At 40.0% G+C, this 24233-nt stretch carries 20 protein-coding genes and 1 pseudogene; 7 read left to right on the top strand and 14 right to left on the bottom strand.

Features of this window, described 5'->3' with window-relative positions:
- Positions 1–12 precede the first annotated feature (12 nt).
- From IRB79_RS18025 to IRB79_RS18040, 4 genes and pseudogenes are all read right to left on the bottom strand, one after another.
- Positions 13–1563, bottom strand: a complete 1551-nt coding sequence (locus IRB79_RS18025; RefSeq protein ID WP_431833445.1) for a UDP-glucose--hexose-1-phosphate uridylyltransferase — start codon at positions 1561–1563, stop codon at positions 13–15.
- A gap of 38 nt (positions 1564–1601) precedes the next feature.
- Positions 1602–2583: pseudogene (gene galE / locus IRB79_RS18030) on the bottom strand (UDP-glucose 4-epimerase GalE).
- A 15-nt stretch (positions 2584–2598) separates the two neighbouring features.
- Entirely contained in the window at positions 2599–3759 is a 1161-nt protein-coding gene (locus IRB79_RS18035; RefSeq protein WP_243503815.1) for a galactokinase, read from the bottom strand.
- A gap of 130 nt (positions 3760–3889) precedes the next feature.
- The gene (locus IRB79_RS18040) at positions 3890–4975 is read right to left on the bottom strand and encodes a M24 family metallopeptidase (RefSeq protein ID WP_243503816.1); all 1086 of its coding nucleotides are present in this window, start codon (positions 4973–4975) and stop codon (positions 3890–3892) included.
- 132 nt (positions 4976–5107) lie between these two features.
- Between IRB79_RS18040 and IRB79_RS18045 the strand changes: the two genes are divergently transcribed.
- A complete protein-coding gene (locus tag IRB79_RS18045; RefSeq protein WP_243503818.1) occupies positions 5108–6325 on the top strand; it encodes an ROK family transcriptional regulator in 1218 nt (405 codons plus the stop codon).
- A 111-nt stretch (positions 6326–6436) separates the two neighbouring features.
- Here IRB79_RS18045 and IRB79_RS18050 read toward each other — a convergent pair whose 3' ends face one another.
- The 6 genes from IRB79_RS18050 to IRB79_RS18075 all read right to left on the bottom strand — a co-directional run bounded on the left by IRB79_RS18050 (position 6437) and on the right by IRB79_RS18075 (position 14221).
- Positions 6437–8155, bottom strand: coding sequence for an amylo-alpha-1,6-glucosidase (locus tag IRB79_RS18050; protein ID WP_243503819.1), 1719 nt, complete (start codon positions 8153–8155; stop codon positions 6437–6439).
- Positions 8156–8198: 43 nt separating this feature from the next.
- Positions 8199–9026: a carbohydrate ABC transporter permease gene (locus IRB79_RS18055; protein ID WP_243503820.1), complete on the bottom strand. Its 828-nt coding sequence runs from the start codon at positions 9024–9026 to the stop codon at positions 8199–8201.
- Positions 9027–9044: 18 nt separating this feature from the next.
- Complete coding sequence (locus tag IRB79_RS18060; protein ID WP_431833446.1) at positions 9045–9932, bottom strand: carbohydrate ABC transporter permease; 888 nt, start codon at positions 9930–9932, stop codon at positions 9045–9047.
- Positions 9933–10003: 71 nt separating this feature from the next.
- Entirely contained in the window at positions 10004–11212 is a 1209-nt protein-coding gene (locus tag IRB79_RS18065) for an ABC transporter substrate-binding protein (protein WP_243509530.1), read from the bottom strand.
- Positions 11213–11376: 164 nt separating this feature from the next.
- Positions 11377–12531: a response regulator transcription factor gene (locus tag IRB79_RS18070; protein ID WP_243503822.1), complete on the bottom strand. Its 1155-nt coding sequence runs from the start codon at positions 12529–12531 to the stop codon at positions 11377–11379.
- Entirely contained in the window at positions 12512–14221 is a 1710-nt protein-coding gene (locus tag IRB79_RS18075; protein WP_243503823.1) for a sensor histidine kinase, read from the bottom strand. The genes IRB79_RS18070 and IRB79_RS18075 overlap by 20 nt, the downstream gene beginning before the upstream one ends.
- A 355-nt stretch (positions 14222–14576) precedes the next feature.
- Between IRB79_RS18075 and IRB79_RS18080 the strand changes: the two genes are divergently transcribed.
- The 3 genes from IRB79_RS18080 (at position 14577) to IRB79_RS18090 (ending at position 16538) form a co-directional block, all read left to right on the top strand.
- The gene (locus IRB79_RS18080) at positions 14577–15086 is read left to right on the top strand and encodes a COG4315 family predicted lipoprotein (protein ID WP_243503824.1); all 510 of its coding nucleotides are present in this window, start codon (positions 14577–14579) and stop codon (positions 15084–15086) included.
- A gap of 128 nt (positions 15087–15214) precedes the next feature.
- A complete protein-coding gene (locus tag IRB79_RS18085) occupies positions 15215–15799 on the top strand; it encodes an RNA polymerase sigma factor (protein WP_243503826.1) in 585 nt (194 codons plus the stop codon).
- A complete protein-coding gene (locus tag IRB79_RS18090) occupies positions 15789–16538 on the top strand; it encodes an anti-sigma factor (RefSeq protein ID WP_243503827.1) in 750 nt (249 codons plus the stop codon). Before IRB79_RS18085 ends, IRB79_RS18090 begins: the two co-directional genes overlap by 11 nt.
- Positions 16539–16587: 49 nt before the next feature.
- Here IRB79_RS18090 and IRB79_RS18095 read toward each other — a convergent pair whose 3' ends face one another.
- The 3 genes from IRB79_RS18095 to IRB79_RS18105 form a co-directional block, all read right to left on the bottom strand.
- Complete coding sequence (locus tag IRB79_RS18095; protein ID WP_243503829.1) at positions 16588–17022, bottom strand: hypothetical protein; 435 nt, start codon at positions 17020–17022, stop codon at positions 16588–16590.
- A gap of 116 nt (positions 17023–17138) precedes the next feature.
- Positions 17139–17933, bottom strand: coding sequence for an extracellular solute-binding protein (locus tag IRB79_RS18100; RefSeq protein WP_243503831.1), 795 nt, complete (start codon positions 17931–17933; stop codon positions 17139–17141).
- A gap of 204 nt (positions 17934–18137) precedes the next feature.
- Positions 18138–19523, bottom strand: coding sequence for a MocR-like pyridoxine biosynthesis transcription factor PdxR (locus IRB79_RS18105; RefSeq protein ID WP_243503833.1), 1386 nt, complete (start codon positions 19521–19523; stop codon positions 18138–18140).
- A 101-nt stretch (positions 19524–19624) separates the two neighbouring features.
- On the opposite strand from IRB79_RS18105, the gene IRB79_RS18110 reads away from it, so the two are divergent.
- From IRB79_RS18110 to IRB79_RS18120, 3 genes are all read left to right on the top strand, one after another.
- On the top strand, positions 19625–20554 hold the full coding sequence (locus tag IRB79_RS18110; RefSeq protein WP_243503834.1) for a DMT family transporter: 930 nt from the start codon (positions 19625–19627) through the stop codon (positions 20552–20554).
- Between the two features lie 116 nt (positions 20555–20670).
- The gene (locus IRB79_RS18115; RefSeq protein WP_243503836.1) at positions 20671–21714 is read left to right on the top strand and encodes a YeiH family protein; all 1044 of its coding nucleotides are present in this window, start codon (positions 20671–20673) and stop codon (positions 21712–21714) included.
- A gap of 59 nt (positions 21715–21773) precedes the next feature.
- On the top strand, positions 21774–22661 hold the full coding sequence (locus IRB79_RS18120; protein ID WP_243503838.1) for a selenium metabolism-associated LysR family transcriptional regulator: 888 nt from the start codon (positions 21774–21776) through the stop codon (positions 22659–22661).
- A gap of 67 nt (positions 22662–22728) precedes the next feature.
- Here the strand turns inward: IRB79_RS18120 and IRB79_RS18125 are convergent, their stop codons facing one another.
- Complete coding sequence (locus tag IRB79_RS18125) at positions 22729–24210, bottom strand: APC family permease (RefSeq protein ID WP_243503840.1); 1482 nt, start codon at positions 24208–24210, stop codon at positions 22729–22731.
- Between the last annotated feature and the right edge of the window lie 23 nt (positions 24211–24233).

The raw sequence follows: 24233 nt of genomic DNA on the forward strand, positions 1-24233 counted from the left end.
AGCTTAAAATCCTTAAAGAGAAGAAATGGTTTCCCGGTTTTTTACAAACTCTATAAATCTTTTGAAAGCTTTTTTTCCCTTCAGATCCCGTTTAAATACTGCAGCATGCTCCAAAACCTTTAAAAACACCATTCCTATTTCCTTCTTAATGATTTGCTGGACATTGCCTGAATGAATATCAGGATACTTCTCCCTAATTTCCAACGCCCACTCTGCATGCTTGGCTGCAGCAGAGTCCTTAGTCAGCTTCTCAATTGCATAGCCATTTTGAAGCCACTTTGATACGGTTTCCAGCTCCTCCGTCAAGCGTCCGGGAAGAACGGCAAGGCCCATCACTTCAATTAAGCCGATATTTTCTTTTTTTACATGGTGAACCTCTTCATGAGGATGAAAGATTCCAAATGGATATCTTTCTGTTTGACGATTATTTCTGAGAACTAAGTCCAACTGGAACTCATTTCCCTTTTTTCTTGCAACAGGCGTAATTGTGTTATGTGCAAGTTGACCCGTAAAAGCCTTGATATCAACGGATTCATCTGAATATCCTTGCCAAGCGGACAATATGCTTCCTCCAAGTTCTGCTAAAGATTTCCTGTCACTGCCTATAAGGCGGATGACAGACATTGGCCATCTGACAATGCCTCCTTTAATAGATTCAAAACCCGGGAAGGTACACTCATAATCCAGATCAGCTTGTTCCATAGGAAAGGAATGATTGCCGCCCTGAAAGTGATCATGGCTCAAGATTGATCCTCCTACAATTGGCTTATCTGCATTCGATCCAATGAAATAGTGAGGAAATTGCTCAGTAAAATCAAGCAGGCACTCGAATGTATGTTGTGAGATTTTCATTGGCCTATGGTCTTTGGCAAATATGATTGCATGCTCCGTGTAATAAATATATGGAGAATATTGCAGATACCAATCCTCTTGCTTCAATCTTAAAGGTATCGTCCTTAATGTTTGTCTTGCAGGGTGATCAGCCCTCCCTTCATAGCCTTCGTTTTCTTTGCATAGCAGGCATTCAGGATAAATTGTTTCCTGATTTATGCTTTCTTTTATAATGGCCTGGGGATCCTTTTCAGGTTTTGACAGATTCACCGTCACTTCCAATTCACCATAATCAGTGCTGACCATCCAGTGATCATTTTTGGCTATGCGGTCATTTCTAATATAATTTGAGTCCTGCGCTAAACGATATAAATACGATGTTGCCGTTTCAGGACCTGCATGCCTATGCAGAAATGCAAAAGTATCCGCCACTTCTGATGGCCTTGGCATCATAGCTCCCATTAGCTTTGTATCTAATAAATCGCGATAAGTGACAGAATTGATCTCCAGCCGCCCATTATCAGCTGCCCATTTCAAAATCCTTTCAAGAATTTCATCGAGCCGCTTTTCTCTAGAACCAGTTGGCGGAGGGGCATTCCATTTTTCCAGCTCTAATATGCTCAACAGCTGATTCCGGACAAACTCCCGATCATACAAAAAATATAATTTTCTTTCCACTCCATAATCCAGCAGCTCCTGAATATAGGAAAAGATTTTATCATCCAACAACATCTCTCCTTTCTTCATTTCTTCTGAAAGGCTCATCTTCCTTATCGGTCCTGATAGCCCTCCGGGAATAGCTGCACCCATTTCCAGGCACTTTCAATGATTGAATGAATAGATGTATATACGGGACACCATCCTAATTCCTCTTTTGCTTTAAGGGAAGATGCTTGAAGGATTGCCGGGTCTCCAGGGCGTCTTGGCCAAATTTCGGCATCTATGTCCTTCTTTGTCGGCATCAAGTATTTCCCTGACAGAAAACCCGCGACCATTTCCCAAATTGTAAATCCGGCTGATGTTCTTTTCCCTAAGTTTTTCTAGAGCCAAAATATGTGCATCTGCTAGATCCACGACATGAATATAGTCTCGAATACAAGTACCATCTGGTGTTTGATAATCGTCTCCGTAAATTAGCAGCTTATCTCTTTTGCCGCATGCAGCCTCAAGGATAATGGGAATCAGGTGAGTTTCAGGAAAATGATCCTCTCCAATTTCTCCGGATAAATGAGCTCCTGCAACGTTAAAATACCGGAGTATCATAAAGCGGATTCCATATGCCTGTTCACACCAGCGAAGCAATTTTTCAATAGCCAATTTTGTTTCGCCATATGGATTCTCAGGCTTGGTTCGCTCTGTTTCTGTTATAGGAATATTCTCGGGTTCCCCGTATACTGCTGCTGTGGAGGAGAACACCAATTTGTCCACCCCAAAAGACTTCATGGTTTTTAACAGGCACAAAGTTCCAAATAAATTGTTATCATAATACTTTAGAGGATCTTTCATGCTCTCTCCCACAAGGGAATTGGCGGCAAAATGCATCACTGCTTCAATGGAAGCAGATCCAAAAACCTTTTCTAAAAAGACGTGATCCCGAATATCTCCCTGAAAAAATGTGCATCCTCCCGGTACGGCTTTTCTATGGCCTGTTTCCAGATTATCGATGACTATCACTTCTTCGTTTCTATCAAGCAGTTGTCTCACAGCATGACTCCCCACATACCCTGCTCCGCCAACAACTAAAACAGCCATTTATTCACGTTCCTTTCAACTTATCTTCCTGGCGCCGCTTCCAATTTGCACTTGGTAGAAATCCGCCTGGATTCCAAAGTTTTCATAATATATACCCCCAACATTCTCCTTGAAGGAATTAACATTCTGTTTCTCAATAATATTTATCGTGCATCCCCCAAAGCCGGCACCTGTCATCCTGGCACCTATTGCCCCTTCTTTCCATGCGGCCTCTACAAGGAGATCCAATTCCTTTGAAGAGACTTCATAATCATCCCTGAGAGAAAGATGCGATTGATTCATAAGTAATCCTAAACCCGCCATGTCTCCATTTTTCATTTTTTGGACAGCTTGTTTGGTTCTATCGTTCTCGTAAACCGCATGCTTTGCACGTTTGCGGAAAGTGTCAGATCTAATGTAAGTTTTATAAGCTTCAAATTCCCGGACCGAAACTTCCCCAAGTGAGTTCACAGATAACACTGTTTGAAGATCAGCGAGAGCCAATTCACATTCTGTTCGCCTTTCATTATATTTTGAATCTGCCAATCCCCTGCTCTTGTTTGTATTTGCAATAATGAGTTCCAAATCTGCCAGCATGACCGGGCTATATGTATAATCTAATGTTTGGCAGTCCAGGAGGATTGCATGATCTTTTTTCCCCATCCCTATCGCAAACTGATCCATTATTCCGCAATTAACACCGATATACCGATTTTCAGCCTGCTGGCTTAATTTAACCATTGTCAGCATATCCAGATTTAAATGAAAAAGGTCATTTAGAAGTACGGCAGTCACAAGTTCAATGGATGCTGAGGAAGAAAGGCCTGCTTTATTAGGAATATTGCCTAAGTAAACAACATCAAATCCTTTCACTATCCAGCTTCCATGCCTTTGAAAGGTGTCAATCACGCCCTTCGGGTAATTGGCCCAGAAATGGTTTATATCATATTGGAGGTGGCCAATCTTCACTTCCAATACTCCATGTTCGGAAAAATTTTTCGAAAACATCCGGATCTTCCCATCGGAACGCTTTCTGGCAACAGCATAGGTTCCCACCGTTAAAGCACATGGAAATACAAACCCTCCATTATAATCCGTATGCTCTCCAATTAAGTTCACTCTTCCGGGAGCAAAATAAATCTGCAGCTCACCAAAATGGCCAAATTTCTCATTGAAAAGGCGAATGGCTTCCTCCATAAAAACTTCCTCGCTATCTTAGTTAATTAATTTACTTTATAAACTTATTATAAAATTACAATCTTTTCAGAAAATTGTCAATAATATTCTCGAAATCTATCATCCTTTTTATCTGTTCCACCAAAACTATTCAGCGAACTAAAATATCAGGCCTTAAATAACTGGATTTCCCGTATTTAACCTCCAAGTAGTCCCATGTCTTTGTTTCAGTTAAAAATTCAATGCCATTAGGCAGAACGAGAATCGTATCTTCTGATTTTATACCTGGTAAAGCAGGGTTCCAGGCATATGCCTGGTTTTCCATCACCACTTCAGTTGAGACAAGAGTAGCCAGATATTCTCTTGATGAGTACCCTGTTAATCCTCCTTGATGCAGAAGCTTCCAATCTTCAGGGAAGCCAGCAAGACCATATTGCTTGATTCCTTCTTTAATGATACTGCTAATTCTCTTGCCTGGAACTGTGTTTGCGTTCATTACAGCATCAATCCTCGCCAGCTTTCCCTTATTGACAATAAGATGCGGAGGGAGTGGTCCAAAATGAACAAACCTTGTTGCATTTGCAACCAATCCCCCTCTTTCTGCACAAATGACTATCATAATATATTTGTCCAATTTTTTATTTGTTGGAATCGGGTGGCGGTATTTAAAGATTCGCTCATCAGCGGCCGCTAATGCCACCTGCACATTCAGGTCCCGTTCAAGCGCTTTCCTGAATAATAGTGCACAAGTCTCTAATTCTGTCATACCTCGTTTCAATTCTTTGCAGGTTTGTTCAAGAATGCTTGCCGTATCCTGGCAAACACCCCTATAGTTCTCGATTTCCTTTTCACTTAAAACAGAACGGATAACTGAAAGGTCTTTATCAGCCATTTTCCAATCCCGAAATGGAAGATCGGTGACAACATGTTTTCCTGCGGTAAGTTTATTAATAATACCTTCAGACGATTCATACCACTCTGTGATGAGGGTATCAAACTCAAAGCTCAAATTTCTGCATTCTTCTTCCAGCATTCTCCTTTTTTCCATTTTATTCGTGATGAGAAAATTCTTGTCTTTTAAGATTAACCAGTCCGCAACCCCATTTGGTTCACACAATAAAATGTGGTTTTTTCTTCCCTCTGTCAGCCATGAAAAGTTGTTTCTCTTTCTAAGCAGGATACCGTCATAACCGTTTTGTTCCAGATATTTCTTAATTTTGTTAATAGGCTGCATCATTTAATCTTCCTCCCAGAGTAACTTTATTAATTAATTTTACTAATTATGTTATAATGAATGCAATCCTTTTTCCAACTTATAAAAAAAATAATGTAAACTATTTATAATCGTATTTTTTGGAGGTCGAAGTATTTGCAAAAAGGCACTTTTCAATGGATGAAATCAATAAATAAAACAATTGTTTTAAATAAAATTCGAATGAGCGGTCCTATATCCCGCGCGCAGATTGCAAAAGAAACAAATCTTACACCACCTACTGTCAGCAGTATTGTGAAGGAATTGTTGCATGAGCATTTTGTTGTCGAGAGCCAGCAGGGGCAATCCAGCGGCGGCCGCAAACCGACCATGCTTGTTCTTAACCATCAAGGGTTTTATGTCCTGGGCGTGGATGTGGGTCCAGTCAAAATACGGACCGTTTTAACGGATTTAAATGGGAAAGTGTTATTTAGCCATTCTGCATATTTGCCTTCATACGTTACCAATAAAACACTGCTCGACTTACTGAAAACAGAAATTTCCAATATGCTGAAAAATGCAGCAGACTCAACAGGCAAGTTACTTGGAATAGGAATCGGCATGCATGGAGTAGTTGATCATAAGCATGGAAACAGTTTGTTTGCACCAAGTCTAAATTTGCGCAATATAGCCATTAAGGAAGAATTGGAACATTATTTCCAAGTGACCGTAAGGGTAGAAAATGATGCCAGGGTGATGGCGCTTGGGGAAACTTGGTTTGTAAGTGATCAGAATGACAGCGGAACGGTGGTTACGATAAATGTAGGAAATGGAATAGGTGCGGGTATTGTCGTAGATGGCAAACTTCTGCATGGCGAGCATAATTTGGCTGGGGAAATTGGCCATATGTCCATTGATTTAGGAGGCAGCAAATGCACATGCGGCAATTTTGGCTGCCTGCAAACTTTAGCATCCGGGACGGCCATTAAAGAACGTGCACTGAAGGAATTAACGATGGGCAAAGAAAGTTATCTGAACGAAATCGTCGATGGAGATCTAGACAGGATTGAAGCCCGGACAGTCTACCAGGCAGCCTGTCATGGAGATTCTTTGAGCATTGATTTATTGACGAACACAGGAATTTATCTTGGCATCGGCATTACCAATTTAATTCATCTATTAAACCCCAATAAAATAATTATAACCGGAGGAATTTCCAATGCAAAAGACTTTCTTTTACCTTCCATAAAAGAAACCGTGGCTGCCCGGGCTCTGACGGTGCAAGCCAAAAACACGGAAATTGTTGCATCCAAGCTTGGTGAGTACTCGGCTGCGATTGGATCAGTCGTGCTGATTTTATCCGATATGTTTTCAGCTGATCTGGTTGAGTGCTGAATAAACGCAGTTAAGCAGGAATCATTTTTTTTACATCTCTTGCTTTTAACTGCCCTTACAAAAACCCCGTCCTAATGAACGGGGTTTTACTTTATTACTTTATGAATTAAATTAATTTCCATCGGTTCCATCGTTTAATTCACTGGCAAGGATCAGAAAGACACTGGAGGTCCAGGTGAAAGCAGGATCCCTCAATCCCGCCCCTGTCAAGGCGTTGAAATTTTCCGCCATGCCGGATTGGGCCGCCATCTCGCAAAACTTTATCGCTGTTTTTCTTGAAAGTTCATACTCCCCAATCGCTTTTAGCCCTTCTGTCAATAGCATGGTAGAAGGCGCCCATATCGGACCTCTCCAATAGCCATCAGGCCGATAAAAGGGACTATTGATGCATTCAGTTGCAAATCCGTGCTCTGTTTCAAATTGATGCTTAGTAATCAAACTATCTAATAAAATTGTTTTTTGGGCATCCGTTAATCTATCTCCTAATATAAACGGAATAAACAAAATAAGGCTTTCTGACATAACTTGCTTATGGGAATTTGAAAGGCAAGCCCGGAATCCCCCATCTGTCCAAAAGTGCTCCATCATTTTCGTAAACATTTCATTTGCTTTCTTTTTCCATCTAAATGCATCTTCATTTTTTCCCAGCTTATTGGCGATAGATTCCAATACATCCATTTGAATAATTAGGAAGGCGGACAAATCCGGCGTTTCTACTGGCTTACCTTCACAAAACACAGTGCTGTTATCCCAGCCGCTATCATTGCCATGATTATACTGGGGAATGCCATCCTGGTCATGATCCCTGTACCGGAACCACCAATCAGTCCATTTGGCCAAGGGATGATACACTTCTGCCAGCCTATCCTCTGAAATCCAATCGGAACGATCCATCATCCACTTGAGTGTCCAGCCATGTATTGGAGGCTTACAACAGTTCCAAAATGAATACTGGTCATTAGAAAAATCAGGCAATGCACCACTTTCATCCTGCAAATCAAAAAACAAACAATATTGATCCCAGGCCAATTGAGGCTGATTCTGGATTAATGCCATCGCATTAAAGCAATGGTCCCAGCTCCAAATATTAGTCATCCAATTTTTAGACATATACATTGCTGGGCGTGTCAGCAATCCCTCTGCATTTACAATGGAAGACCATGTGATATATGCAGCAGCTTCTCTGGCATTTTCATAATGTTCCGGTACCTTTAGCGTGTTCTCTTTCCATATTTCAAAATCCTCTGCTGCACTTTGAGCAGATGAATGAAAGCTCGTTTCAATACTCAAATCTTTCTCATAGTTAATTTTATAATCTGTTAAAGCCACTTCATAAGCTTTATTAAGGTGGGCCGGGCTGCATAGTATTCTAAAAAATTTGCTTTTTTCCTCTTCAAATGGGGCATCAACCTCAATTTTTCCTTCGATCGGGATTAAGCGGAATCTCCGTTTTTCTGCAAAGCTATTTATTTCCAAAGTGCCGTCCGGACATGCTAGTGCATAATCGTAAAATCCTGTATATGCGCTTAATTCCAGCCTAACCCCATATCCTCTCATGCGGATTGTACGTTCCGAGCTAAAGCAAACCTCTAAAATTCCAGCATTAGCAGATATCCTCATTAAATGGGGAGTCATTTCAACCTCGTAATTCTGATGTTTATCTGTCTCATCCAATAAGTTAATTTTGAAAACAGCGCCTGTCTTTTCATCTCCCCCTCTGATCATGCGAATGTATAATGCATTCGAATCATGGCCCCGTTTATGAATTGGCGATATGACCAGATAGGAACCTCTGCGGCTGAATGGAAGTCTCATCTCTTTCACTTTCATTTAATTTCCCTCCGAAAGAACCAAAATGGACAATTCATTTCTTTTATTTAAAACCAGTTGATGATACACCATTGACGATATATTTTTGGGCAAAGAAAAATAAAATAAGCGGCGGCAAGCTAATCAGGAAAGTTACTGCCATGATTCCTTCCATATTTACATCATACATTCCATTAAATTGGGCTAACCCCAGTGTTAATGTATATTTGCTTTGATCATTCAGGAAGATTAGAGGTCCCAAGTAATCATTCCAGCTTGATAGGAAGTTAAAGACCCCGATAAGTACGATAATTGGCCACATTAATGGCAAATGAATCCGATAATAAATTTGGAAAGAATTCGCTCCATCCATCCGTGCCGCCTCATCCAATTCTTTAGGTATTGACATAATGAACTGACGCAGAAGAAAAATGTAGAATGGGGCACCAAACCAGGCTGGCACTATCAGCGGCTTTAAGGTGTTGATCCACCCAAAATAATTGAATTCCATATATTGCGGGATCATTGTTACTTCCCATGGAATCATCATCGTGGCTAATAGCACCATAAAAAGAAAATCCCTCCCTTTAAATTTGAATCTGGCAAACCCATAGGCTATTAATGTAGAGGACACAATTTGTCCGATTGTTGTTAAAAACGTCACGATCACACTATTCATTAAAAAAGTATTAAAAGGCTGGCTGTTCCAGGCCTTGCCAAAGTTCTCAAATTGCCAAGAGGATGGAAACCACTTTGGAGGAAACATATATAATTCATCAGGAGACTTTAAAGCTGTTGTTACCATCCAGAAAAAAGGCGCTAAAAACAGCAGGGATAAAAATACTAAAACGATATATAAAGTTCCGCTGCGGATTAATCGCTTGCTTTTCAAAAGGATCACCTCTTTTCATTACTTAGAATTCTTGACTTCATTTTCATAATAAACCCAAGCGGAAGAAGATTTAAAAACCAGCATGGTCAAAAACAGCACAATCAGGAACATGATCCATGCGTTAGCTGATGAATAGCCCATTTTAAAGTATTTAAAAGCATTTTCATAGACATACATTGCGTAGAAATAAGTGGAACCAAGCGGCCCTCCGCCTGTCAGGACCAGGGCAAGCGTCAATTGCTGAAAAGCGCTGATGATGGTGGTAATAAGATTAAATAACAAGGTTGGCGTTAGCAGAGGCAACGTTATTTTAAAGAAGCAATATACTTTGCCGGCTCCATCTATTTCAGCTGCCTCATACAAATCCTTGGGGATATTTTTTAACCCCGCAAGGAATATCAGCATCATCGTACCTTGTCCCCACAAACTAGCAATAACCATTGCCAGCAGTGCCCATTTTTGGTTATTAAGCCAATCCGGCCCCTCAATTCCTGCTAACGAAAGAAAGTAATTTAAAATTCCGTACTCCCCGTTATACACCCATCCCCAAATCATCGCTAAAGCAACACCGGAAATAACAGAGGGTACGTAAAAAAAGGTTCTGAACAATGAGCTTGCTTTTAGCTTTTTATTAAGAAGAATTGCGAGAAATAAAGACATGATAATATTAAGCGGAACAAACAGCATGGCAAATTTTACTGTCACCCAAAGGGAATGCCAGAAAAGGGGGTCATCCGTAAACATCGTGGCATAATTTGAAAAACCAACAAATGTTTTTTCACCCACAATCGGCCAGTCAAAAAAGCTAATAAAAAGGGAAAATAATAGCGGTCCCAATGTAAATAACAACAAACCGGCAATCCATGGCGATATGAAAAAATATGGGGCAAGCCTGCCCCAATTCATTTTTCTTTTGGTCTGTACGGAAACATTTTCTGTGCTGACGATTAAATCTTGCTTCATGGTACCCCTCCAGGCTATTGGCCTACATATTTTTCAGAATCCTCGACTGCTTTATTTAATAGTTCATCTGCTTCCTGGCCAAGCATTACGGCATTTATGGCAGCCGATAAATTTCGGTTAATTTCATTCCAATTGGAATTCAAAAGGAAAGCAGGTGTATTGGATGAATTCTCCAGCATCATATAAAATGGCTTGTATAACTCATCTTCAGCAGTTTTATTTGCTTCCACCACGCTCTTGCGCACAGGTAAATCTGCTGTTCTCATCTGAATGGCTTTATCAGAAGAATAAAACTTTACAAATTCCCATGCCAATTCCTTCTCCTTGGAATCTTTTGCGATTGATACTGCCGAAGAGGCAATTAAACCTTTAACAGGCTTGCTTCCAAACGCAGGCATTGCCACTGTGCCCACATCAATGCCGGCCTCTTTAAAGCCTTCGAGCGGCCAAATGCCGCTTATATACATACCTAGCTTTCCAGCTTTAAAAATATCTGTTCCGCTCTGCTGATTTTTGCCTCCAGTCAAGACCGCTGTGCCCTCTTTCACCAAATCGCCGTAAATTTGGATCGCTTCTATGGTTTCAGGGCTATTCATAAATCCGTCAATCTTCTTGCCATCTTCACTGACAAAGCTTCCGCCATTGCTCCAAACCGTTCCCTGCAAATCATACGTATCCGGCTCTGCTGTAACCCCAAATCCATATTGCTTTTTGCCTTTATCTGTAAGTTTTTTGGCAATTTCCTTAAACTCATCCCATGTCCAGCCTTCTTTAGGATATGAAATGTTATGTTGATCAAATAATTTTTTATTATAATAGACAACCATGGTGGTAAAACCAGCTGGCATCCCATACAATTCCCCATCCACACTGGAGTAATTGAACAACCCTTCATAAAAATCATCCATCTTGATAGAAGAATCCTTGTCCACATAAGGATTAAGAGGCTCTAAAGATTGGTGGTAAGTGGAAAAGTCCCACATATACATAACATCTGGAGGATTCTTTGCTCCAAATGAAGCTGCAAGCTTTTGATCAAACCCGTCACCGTATGCTTCCACCTGGACTTTTACGTCAGGGTTTTCCTTTTCAAATTCTTTTGCAATATCCTGCTGAATTTTTAATGTTTCACCTGAGTCCCATGTAGCGAAACGAAGAACCGTTTTCCCATCTTTATCTTTTCCGTCACTTGAGGTTGTATTGGAACTGCAGGCTGCAGTCATCCATATAACCGCCATAATGATTAAAACATTCCACCACTTTTTCTGTTTCAATGACCTTCCCCCTTTTAAGTATCTAAATTTTCAAAAAATATAACCGCTTTCATTGTAACTTTTTTGAAAGCGGTTAAAAACAGCAATTCGTTTCTTCAATTGTGCATTTTTGTTTAACTGAGGGATTTATTTGTTTGGTTATTTTCGGTTTTTTGTTTTATTCGAAATTCAGAGGGTGTAATTCCACAACAGCGCTTGAACCATTTACTGAAATACTTAGCATCAGGGATGCCAGTCAAATCGGCAATATCCTGGATCGTTAACGGAGAGGAACTCAAAAGTCTTTTTGACATAACTACCCTCTTGCTGTTAATAAATGATTGAATGCCTAATCCTGTTTTACTCTTAAACAGAGTGCTCAAATAGCTTCTGCTTACTCCTGCAGCTGCGGCTATTTCTGTTACTGATATAGGTGTGGATAAATGTTTAACGATATAGTCTATTGCATATAGTATAACCTTTGGATACTCTCTGCAGTTCCCTTGAAGATGCTGCACATTACTTATTGCCCGAATGGAAGCCATCCATTCCTCTTTCCCGCAAAAAGGCCCGGCGTACTTCCAATTATTGAAAAATCGATCTTTATTTTCATCAGATAAATAACTAAGAAGACGGACTTGATATGCTGCCTCAATAAAGAAAACTATTCGATCTTCCGATAGGCTCAAGTAAAGATTATTGGACGACTTAACCGGAAAATCAAGAGGATTAGCGGTCTTATCTAGTATATATACATAAAACGGAGAATCTAACCATTTCCATTCTTTCTTAAAGAAGATATCTGCATCTAAAAGAAAATCTTTCTCTTCAATATCTCCCTGAAGCCATAACAATAACTTCTTTTGAAAACTGGGAATTTGCTCGGGAACTTTGCCCCTTATTTCCTTGTTAAATACTGAGAGAAAATGGTTCAGCTCTTCATCTTCAAAAGCTGTTTTCAGTAAATAGCCTGATGCTCCTAATTTAATGCCTTCTTGAGCAAATTCAAAATCCTTATGACAGCTTAGCAGCAAAATTTTTGTTTGAGGAAATTCAGCTTTAATTTTTCTAGCTAAATCAAGGCCATTTTCCTCTGGCATCACAATATCTGTAATCACTATTTCCGGCTCATGTTTTAAAAACTCTTCCCAGCCTCTTTTTCCATTAGGAGCTTCCGCTGCGACTCTCATTCCATATTTGTCCCAATCAACTGTCGCCTTTAGGCCCTTGCGGACAATCGTATCATCATCGACGAGCAAGACCTTTAACTCATGTGTGTTCTCTTTCATTCTTAACCCACCTTTTTGGCCAATAGATTGAAATTGCTGTTCCTTTTCCTATTTCAGAATCTGCTTCTATCAGAAAATGTTTGCCAAAGTGGAATCTGAACTTTTGGTAAATATTATCTAAACCAATTCCTCCTTTTTTTAAAGAAGAAGGTTTCTTAAACAAGGATTCCAGCTTTTCCTGGTGAATTCCTTTTCCATTATCCTTTAAGATCAGCTGGAAACTGGATTGTTTCTCTAGCACATGAAGAGAGATCTCTCCTGTTCCATCTTCAAAAGCATGAAAAAAGATATTTTCAATCATCGGCTGAATAGTCATTCTGGGAATCAAAGCGTCTCCTAATCCGCTTTCCATTTCAGTCTGAAAGGTGAAATGTGCCCCATACCTTAATTCTTGTATAGCAAGATAGTGTTTAAGCGCTTTCAATTCATCTTCTAAGGAAACAAGACCAATATCAAAATTAAGATTTCCTTCTAATACCATAATTAGATGAGTCAGCATTTTGCTAATTTCCGGGTTTCCGTCGAGCCTGGCTTTCCACTGAATGATATTTAAAGTATTAAAAAGCAAATGGGGATTGATTTGATAATGCACTGCTCTCATTTCAGCTTGAAGCTTAATCGCTTCTTTTTCTTTAACTTCCTCAACAAGCTGATTAATCTGAAATATCATTCTATTGAAATGGTAACCTAGCTGTCCTATTTCATCTTCTGTCTCAATAGATGGATTTGAATCCAGGCTTCCTTTTCTCACATCATCCATGGCAAGCTTCAATCTTAAAATCTTGCTGGAAAATTGTCTGGAAAATAAAAAAGATAGAGCGAGCGCCAGCAATAGTGCAAATACCGCTCCAATCATAACGACACGAAAAATGATTGCTGATGACCTGTAAAATTCATCCTGAGGAATTCTAAATCGGATGGTCCAGTTATTGGTGAAAGTTGTTTCCTTCCAAATGATATCACTCGATTGGTCTTTTCTTTTACTTATGGTTGCATAAAAGTATTCCCCCGCTTCATTTTGGATAGATATGCGGGCTTTCAGATCGTCTTCTAAAACTTTTACCATTGAAAAAATTTCATCTGCATCCGCCTCAATTAAAAGATAACTATGATTTAATACTCCATGTGTATTTAAAGGCATCAATAATCCGATTAATCTATCCGGATTATTTGATTTATAATGATCAGATTTATAGACGGCAACTTCCGTTTTTCCTCCTGCAATTGCCTGTTTCCAAATCTCCCTTTGCTTAAAGGTTTTAATATCAATATTGAAATCACCAAAATAATAACCTGAGGAAGTGATTAAATAGATCCCTTTAATGTTTCCTTTTTTATGGATTTCCATTAAACGCTCCAAATTACTTTCTTCCTTAAAATCCAGGTAAGTTTGCGGTTCCTGAGAACTAAGCTTAACTGATGTCTGATCAGCAATATATTGCTTGATCGCCGCGGCGCTGAAAAACATGTCGTTAAATGTGCGGTCAAGTTCTTTTTGTATTTTCTCACCGGCAAAGTGATTGTAATTTTTCAGCTGTTCGTTTACTACTTTTGATGACTGGTAAAATGAAATGGCTCCTAAAGCCAATAAGGGAATTAGTGCTGCGAGCAGAAACATAAATAGAAGCTTACTCTGGATATTTAAAAATACTAAATGGTTAAAAATGTTGGTAGTCCACTTATTTCTCATCGCCATTATCCTTTTTAAAAGGATAATATCGCATTGAACGGTAAAATGGAATAATTATTTTTATTATTCCGACACTTTTGAAATCCTTTTGAATAATTATTCATGCCACTTTAGCAGGACAAAATAGGTTACGCTGCAGGTAAATTTAGTCCTCTTGATAAAGAGTAAGGAATCAATATTCCCATAATGATTTTATATACAGACTTAATCTATTTCATTTACCAATGGCAGGTTGGCGGTTGTTTGATTCCCCCCTGATTTGAGGAATTCAGAAAAAATTTAAATTTATATCGAACCGTTTTATCACTTCCATCGTTATCTGAATTGAAAAGATTAAATAACGGAGGGATTAATCATGAAAACAAAAATTCATTTTTGCACAATTCTTTTAGCTGGCATACTTTTTGCAGGATGCAGCTCTCAGGAAAAACCAGAAAGCTCAGATGCAAAGGAACAAGCACAAGAAACAACAACAGAGGTTAACAACGAGGCAGAAAAAGATCTTGCAGAATCGGATACAGAACTTCAACTGATGGAAAACGAAAAAATTGGTAAATATCTTACAAATGCTGAAGGTATGGCACTTTACTACTTTGCAAAAGATCAGCCAAATACATCAAATTGCAGTGGGGATTGCCTTGAAAACTGGCCTGCTTTCTACTCTGAAGACCTTGCAGTTCCGGAAGGATTTAATAAAGAAGACTTCGGAACGATTACTCGCGCTGACAATGGTGAGAAACAAACGACCTACAAAGGTTATCCGCTCTACTACTTCGTAAAGGACGGAGCATCTGGTGATGTAAAGGGACAAGGCGTCAAAGATGTTTGGTTTATTGTTAACAGCGAAACATCATTTGCACAATAATGGATGCTGCTGAAGGAACTGCCTGGTTTATCGGCAGTTCTTTTTTTCCTCCCTATCAAATTTTTCCGCCACTCTATGTTAAGATTTATTCTAAATAATTTCGTTTAATAAGGGAGAGGTTTCCGGCAATGAAGTCTAAGTCAGATGAAGAACTAATAGAATTAATTGTTCATAATCATCGGCCAGCACTTGAGGAGCTGTATGACCGATATGTAAAACTTATTTACAGCTTCTCCATAAAAATAACCAAGGGAGATACGGAAAAAACGAAAGAAATTGTTCAGCAAGTATTCCTTCGGCTTTGGACGACAAAAAGCACCTATAATCCATCACATGGACAGTTTGCGAGCTGGCTTCTCACTATAACCCGTAACATTTCCATTGATCTTATCCGTAAAGAACAAAAATATAAAGGGGCGGTCCAACTAGAGCTAGCTGAATGGAATCAAATGAAAGCCCCTCAGTCTGAGGGGGTTCAGCAGCAAGTAACCAAAAATATTTTAAAACAGCAAATTCAAGAAGCAAAACGGCACCTATCTGAACCGCAGCAGCGCCTGATCAACTTATTGTATTGGGAAGGCTATTCCTTAAGTGAAATTGCAGAACTTGAACAAAAGCCGCTTGGTACAATTAAAAGCCGTCTGCATGAAGCCTTAAAAAAGCTTCGGAATAATTTAAACGGGAAATTAGGGGGGGTTGGGCATGGAGAATAAATGCGGTAATCTATCATTATATATTATCAATGAACTTACAAACCAAGATAAAAAACAGTTTGAAGGCCATCTGCTAAAATGCTCCAAATGCCAGCAGGAACTGAAATCCATACAAGAAACTTGGCAAATGCTTTCTTATGATGCAGAAGAAACAGAAGTACCAGAATCATTGAAGTCACAGGTGATGGATTTTGTCTTTGAAGAAAATGAATTTCTAAAACATGAAGAAAAAAAAGAAGCCGAACCAAATAGCTTTAAAGAACGATTTTTATCAGTTACCAAAAAGCATTTTTCTCCCATATCCACTGCTTTGACTGCTATTTTAATCATTAGCTTAATTGGGTTTTATTGGAACAACCTCCAAATGAAAGATACAATTAAATCATTAGAAAATAAAGCTGCTGATCCGACACAAATTGTTACGACTTATTCTTTAAAAGGGCAAAGCTTAGCTGCTTCTGCTACCGGCAGCGCATACCTTCTTCAGGAAGGTACGGAAACAAGTCTTGTCATTACTTTGAACAATTTGCCTATTATAAAGAACAATGAAGTATACCAGGTATGGCTGTTACAAAACGGAAATCGGCAAAGTGCCGGCACTTTGATACCAGATCAAAACGGGAGCGGCCTTATCACCTACCGCCTGCCTTCAGATTATTCGTTTGAAGATATTGGGATTACATTGGAACCTAATCCATTTAACACTCAGCCGCAAGGGCAAAAAGTGCTGGGGACCTAATATAATGAAATAAACCTGCCCAATGAAATTTAGGGCAGGTTTAAACTCATTATTTTTCAGCTAATTTCTCTTTAAATGACTCTAATTTTTCCTTTGTTTCGGTAACCAGTTCCTTCATTTTGGTAGAGTCAACCTGATCTTTTTGAGATTCACTAATTAGTGGATATAAGCTTTCTTCAATACTTTCGTAGTCTTGGGGAAAATTCTCCTCCACTTTCTTCTCAATCTCATCCCAGTTTTCCTCAAGGTCTTTGCCTGTTTTTTGTATCAGTTCCGAGTTTTCCTCCTTATTTTCCAAATTAGCTTGTAAATCTTCCAGAACCGCCATTACCTCATCACTGCCATTTAAAAGCTCATCAGCCATTTGTCCGTCTGAGTTGTTCGCTTTTGAATTTTCCTGTGTCTCATTCTCTCCATTTGAACTGCAGCCAGCTGCCATTATAACGACCACTACTATTGATATATATGAAAGTATTTTTTTCACTTGAACCCTCCTCGCCCATTTCATTCCCTCTATTTTGATTCATCAAACTGGATAAGAAGTCACAGACAGTTGTTTTTCGATAAAAATATAGTCATCTTTAATTGAACATTCGCCTCCTACTTCCATCCCCATTTTTGAAAAATCTTATGGGCTGATTCAGTTTGCAGATATTTTATAAATTTTTTTGCCTCTTTTTTATTCTGCGACGCTTTGGCAATAGCAATGGGGGTTCCTCTGAATATCTTTTCCTCATCAGGCAATTCAATTAATTCCGTTTCATCCCTCAAGCGATAATGCCAGGACTCATATGTGATCCATGCATCCAGCTTTGAATTTGTTTTCCAAAGATCAATGGCTTCAGCACTGGTTTTGACTGAAATATCAATGTTTTGATTTAATCCAGCGATCAGCCCCTTACTTCCTGCCAGGTCTTCCCAAAGGCCAAGCTGGCCAGCACCGTTAACATCCACTATATTAACTCCTGGCTTTGCTAAATCCTCAAGCGACTCTATTTTTTGGGGGTTTCCTTTTCTCACCAGAATACCAGCAGCACGAGGATACAGCTCTGTTCGTGATTTTTCGTCTATCATTCCAGGATGGTTAAACACAAAGTTTTGCATCATATACTCTGAACCGCCATAAATGATGTCTGCATTCTCCTTTGCCTGCTGAATCCAATTGGATTCAGGTCCAGCCGTTACGTTCACCCTGATTCCTGTTTCCGCTGAAAACTTTTCTGCAGCCTCCTTTATCGGGCCCAAAGGACCACCAGGACCATAAACTTGAACAGCTTCAGTCTGTGCGGCTTCAACAGAAGAATTTGCCGGATCTCCGGAATTCGAATATGCCGTAAAACCCGCTGCACCGGCCATAACAAATAGACAAACCATCAGGAAAGAAAACTTTTTCATTCATGAAAACCTCCATCTAATTTTTCAGGCTAAAGCCTGTTATAAATGGAAACGTACTGAATGGACAAACGGTTCGCTTTACTTGGTAAAATGAGCATTAATAACTACTTTAGAAATCCTGCAAATGTTCTCTATAGTATGGTTCTGGATAAGCTACGCATGCTATATCACCACTTTTCAGGTTTTACAGGTTATTCATTTCATTCAATACCATGCCCTGGCCAATACCCTTATTGCTTCAAATAACTCTTCTTCAGATAGTAAGGCAAAACCAAGCAATACAGTTTGACCGTCATTTTCTCCAAATTGAGATACAGGATAAATTTTTATTCCTGCCTCTAAGGCTTTACTGATCAGCTGCTGTTCATTCATTTCATTATTTGGCCGAAGTAATATATGCAAGCCTGAATCCTGTCCGATTACCTCAGCACAAGGAGGAGAATACTTAGATATAGCTGCCATGAGACTGTCGCGTTTTTTACGATAAACGACCCTCATTTTCTGAATATGCTTATCCCAGGAATCCTCCTGAAGAAATTTAATCAAAATTTCCTGATCTGTCCGGGAAACAGTTTGGGCATAAAAGAAATAATCTTCCTGATAAATCTTCAGCAAAGGTCTTGGCAGGACCATATAACTAATCCTTAGAGAGGGAAGCAGGGCTTTTGAGAATGTGCCCATATAAATTACTTTTTCATCCTTATCCAATCCCTGCAGGGCAGGAATCGGCTTGCCTGTGTAGCGGAATTCACTGTCATAATCATCTTCAATGATATAACGGCCAGGCTTTTCCTTTGCCCATTTTAAAAGCTGCATTCTTCTGGCAATAGGCATAATCATACCGCATGGGAATTGATGCGATGGAGTGACAAAGACGATGTTTGCTCCTGTATTTTTCAGCTTTGATAAAATAAGTCCATCTTTATCGAGAGGAATGTCCCTCACATTGTCCATTCCTTTTTCAAAGATGACGAGCTTGCGGTGATATCCCGGATTTTCGACAGCAAAAATACTTCCATCCAGCAGCTGCAATAAATTTTTCATTAAATATTGTGTTCCAGATCCAAGAATGATTTGGCTGGGGGAACAGTTTACACCCCTGGATTTATAAAGATACTTCGCAATCTGGTTCCGCAATTCCAGCTCTCCTTGAGGATGGCCAAGCAATAGAACCTCGCCATTATCCTTTGTCAGGACTTGATTTGTTAATTTCCGGAACACAGAAAATGGGAACGTCCTAATATCCACCCCGGAATGAGTAAAATGATAAAGGTATTTACCCTCTATATGCTGCTTTTCTTCAGCGAGAGGCTCTTCATTTTCTGAAGCAAAATGGTATTGTTCAACTGCACACACAAAATATCCTTTGCGTGCCTTTGATTCGATGTACCCTTCAGCCATAAGCTGTTCATATGCAGATTCAATTGTGTTCTCACTGACCTGAAGATATCTGGCAAATTTCCTTTTGGAAGGGAGCTTTGCCATTACCGCCAGATTGCCTGTCTTAATTTCATTTTTAATATATTTATATAATTGCACATATAGTGGCTCACCGCTTGTAAAGTCTAGATTTGGCGTTAACTCGGACATCCATCTGACCCCCTTCTATAATAAAAATCTGACCCTTCTAACAACACCAGTTATTATCTATAATACATGATAATAATTAAAACAGTAAGGAGACACTCAACATGAGCAATTCACGCAGGCTGGGGCTGGCCATGATCATAAGCGGAGCTTTTTTGTGGGGATTATCTGGTCCAATGCTGCAGTGGTTTTTTCAGGAAACCCACTTATCATCAAGCGATTATTTAGTTGTCAGATTGATTACGGCAGGCATTTTCACGCTCATTTTCTTATCATGCCGGAAAGTAAATGTATTTGCGATATGGAAATATCCCCGCCACTGGATACAGCTTCTTCTTTTTGCTGTTTTGGGGATGCTTGGAGGGCAATATGCTTTTATTGAAACCATTCAGGTGAGCAATGCCGTTACAGCAACCCTGTTTCAATTTGCTGGTCCGGTGCTGATTACGATTTATGTGGCAATTGAGTCCAGAAGATGGCCAGCCAAGATCCATTTGCTGGCCATTGTCACCGCTCTATCAGGAATTTTTCTGCTTATTACCAATGGAACTCTGGACCAGGTTCTCTTATCAGATAAGGCTTTATTGATCGGTTTTCTAACGGCGCTTGGATTTGCCTTTTATACATTGCAGCCAGTTTCTCTCATTAAGACCTGGGGAACGATGACAATCATAGGCTGGGGAATGCTGCTTGGCGGAATCCTCCTATATTTTCTGATGCCATCATTCAGCGTTGCCAACATGGCAGGAGCCCTTAATATTGGTACATTATCTATGTTAATTAGCATCATTGTGATAAGCACCCTCTCCTTTTTGCTCTATATAGGGAGTCTGAAGTATCTTTCCCCCACAGAAACCAGTCTTTTATCCAGTATTGAGCCTCTTGTGGCAGCTTTGATATCCTTCCTGTGGCTAAAAGAAACATTCGGAAGCTATCAATTGCTTGGCGGTGTTTTCATCATTGCAGGAGTACTATTCCTATCAATGAAAGAAAAAGAAGAGGAAGTCATTATTTTGCAGCAAAAAGGGGCTTAAGCCATACAATTTTGAATCATTAAGAAATCCAATAAGCCTTATTAAACAATCGGTGAAGCGGTTCTCCTTTCCTATGATACGGTTAAGATATCAAATGAACGAAAGGGGAACTTTCTGTGGAAGCACAAAAAATTCAGGAATATGTAATAGAAGAACCTAAAAAAAAACAAAAGGCTATCGGATTTGCGAAAGGATTATCGCTGACCCTCCTCCTTGCGGTTCTGGCTGGCCAAATTGCCAATCTTCCCTTTTTCTCCATTCTCGGAATCATGATCCTCTCCATTCTGCTGGGAGGCATTTGGGGAAATACGCTATCTGTACCTGTGGACGCTCATTCAGGTATACAGTTTTCAAGCAAGGTATTGCTTCGTGCAGGGATTATTTTACTGGGCTTTAGGCTGAATTTGCAGGAAATTATATCAGCAGGTTTTTCCATCATGATCATCGATGTTGTGGTCATCGTCTTTACCATGAGTTTCATCCTGCTTTTGGGCAAAGCGTTCAGAATCAATAAGAAATTGTCAGCTTTACTTGCTGCAGGCACTGCTATTTGCGGAGCAGCAGCTATTATTGCGATTGCGCCAATTGTCAAAAGCAAGGAAGAGCAAACCGCTGTTGCAGTATCATGCATAGCCGTTTTAGGGACCATTGGGGCCATTTTGTATATTGTTTTATTTCCCTTGCTGCCTATTAGCGAGCAGGAATATGGTGTATTAGCCGGGGCAACACTGCACGAACTTGCCCATGTAGTGGCGGCAGGTGTTCCAGGCGGAGATGTCAGCAGTGACTCTGCCATACTGGTTAAACTCGGAAGAGTATTATTGCTGATACCAGTTGCCCTTATCATAAGCTTTGTTTACAGCAGAAAAAACAGCGGCAAAAGCCGGAATATAGGGAAGCTGCCAATCCCATGGTTTATTTTCGGATTTCTCCTTACCAGCCTGATCAATACTATTTTCTCCATACCCGGCAGCATCATCAGCATCTTTTTATTACTGAGCACCTACCTCCTCGCAATGGGTATGGCAGGGCTGGGGCTTAATATTAAATGGAAAGACTTTGTGAAAGTAGGCTTTAAACCAGTGGCTGTTGCCATTGCAGGCTTCCTGGGTCTTCTTGCCATAACCCCACTGCTGCTCTTACTATATAAAATTTTTTAAATGTCCCCTAATCGATTACAATAGATAGAGGGAAGTTACATGTTTGAAGGAGGATACCCATGAACCTCGACTATCTTAAAGTATTTTATGTTACCGCAAATAATAAAAGTTTTTCCCAGACTGCCAAAGATCTTCACCTCTCTCAATCAAGTGTCAGCCTTCAAATCAAACAACTCGAAGAACAGTGGGATTGTCAGCTCTTTGAACGGACAACAAAAAAAATCTCGCTGACTCCTGCAGGAGAAATCCTCTATCATAAAGTCAAAAAGCTGATAGCTTTAATGAATGAAACTGAAAATGAACTTGAAGAATTAAAGGGAAGTGTACATGGGGACTTAAAGGTCGGAGCCAGCTTAACTATCGGGGAGCATGTCCTCCCCTTTTTATTAGCCGACTTTTCGAACCTCTATCCAAAAGTCAGCCTGCATTTAAATGTATATAACTCCAGGCATATCGTTGAGAAGCTGTTAAATCATGAAATCAATTTAGGGTTCATTGAATCCATGCTCTCCTACCCAGCCTTAAAACAAGTTCCTTTTGCCAAAGATGAGTTGATTATCATAGCCTCTCCTGAGAATAAATTCATTAAGACGGATAATATAACCATCGAGGAGCTGCTGTCAGTTCCTATTATTATCCGGGAAAAAGGTTCAGGAACAAGGCAAGTGATGGAGGATTCCTTTAGAAGATGCCATGTAGATGCATCCAAATTGAATGTCATTATGGAACTGAAACACACCGAAGCCATTAAATCCTGCGTAGAAGCAGGATTAGGTATTTCCATCATCTCAAAGTCTGCTGTAAAAAAAGAACTGCGGCTCGGGACTTTAAAACAATTAAATATAGACGGAATTACAATGCAGCGGGACTTTTACATGATCTATCATGAGGAAGCCCTGAAACATACCAGCAGAAAGCTGATGGAATTTATATCATCGAGACAATGAGGGATTAAATAAGGCAAAACGATAAGACATAAAAAGCTCAGAGCCTCAGACTCTGAGCTTTTATATATTAAGCATCTATTTTTATAGTAACCTGGCTATCAGTCTTATCTCCCATCCCATTTGTACCTGTACTGCCTAAAATATAATAATCAAGTGTACTTTTTGGTATTTGATTGTATTCTTTCCTTTTATAAAGATAGAATGCTAATCCTAATACTGTCCAAACGATTAAGGCGATCAGCGAAGGTGCTCCAAGTGCTGATGGAGACCCAGGAACGAGCAGCAATCCAAGAAATGCAAGTCCGCTTAGTGCACCTATCAGAGCAACCAGTTTTTTGCCGGGTGAGACCATTTTTCCATCGGCTGCTTCTGTCCAGCTGAATAGCTTATAGGCTGTGTAACAAGTATAAAAGTAGGCAATGGTTACTCCTGTTGCTGACATGTCAACTATCCATAATAGGACGGGACGCCCAAACCACGGAGCAAACAGGCACAGGGCACACGTGAACAGAACTCCTACATAAGGGGTGCCATGCTTCGGGTGAAGCCTGGAAAATGCTTTTGGAACTACTTTAGCTCTCCCCATCGCAAACAATAAACGGCTGGAAGATACATAGAATCCGTTAAGGCCTGTGAATACACCCATACAAAGGGATATTGCGAGCAGAAGCACTCCGAAGGCACCTAAAGTATCAGAGATGACATCACCTGTCCCCCAAATCGGCTTTCCGGCAACAAGGTTTTGCCATGGCATTGCTACTGCTGTTGCAATAATCATGAAGGAGTATAAGACACAAGCTACAATTAACGAATATATGATAAGCTTGAATGCCTTCTTAGGAGGAAAATTAAACTCTTCAGCCGCCTGCGGAATGTTATCAAAACCAACATATGCCCATGGAGCAATCGCTATGATTGCGATGATTCCAGTTAGAGCAGGAATCCCCGGTTTAAAAAAAGGCTGAAGATTTGACAGATCTGAAGATGGACTTAAAATCATGCTGATGGTGAGCAGAAACACACCGGCAACGAGGATAATACAAAATATATATTGGAGACTGCCAGAAATGGAAGCACCCTTTATATTAAAATAGGCAAAGATTAGAAGTGCTGCAGTCGCAATCACTACTTCACCCAGATATACCTGCCAGCCGCCTATTTCATATAACAAACCGATATTTGTCAGCGAGGGAAGCATAAACTTACCGAGCAAGGCCAATGCAGATGCATTCAGGGCGACAATACAAATATAGCCAAGAGTCAGAAACCATCCGCAAATAAATGCATGTTTCCTCCCAAACCCGATATATGCATAAGCAAACTCACCGCCGGAAACAGGATACTTTTCAATTAAAACTCCGTAGCTGACTGCAATCACCATCATTAATAAAGCACCAATGGTTAACCCGATCACCGCACCAATCGGCCCTGCTTTCCCCATCCATTCAGCCGGCAGAATAAAGGCTCCCCAGCCAATGGCAGAACCAAGCGCGATAGCCCACACCCATTGCGGCTTAAACGTTTTTTCAAGCTGTACCCTTTCTTCCATGTTTTCCCCTCCATTATTAAGGC

The sequence above is a fragment of the Cytobacillus oceanisediminis genome (assembly GCF_022811925.1).
Classification (GTDB): Bacteria; Bacillota; Bacilli; order Bacillales; family Cytobacillaceae; genus Cytobacillus; species Cytobacillus oceanisediminis_D.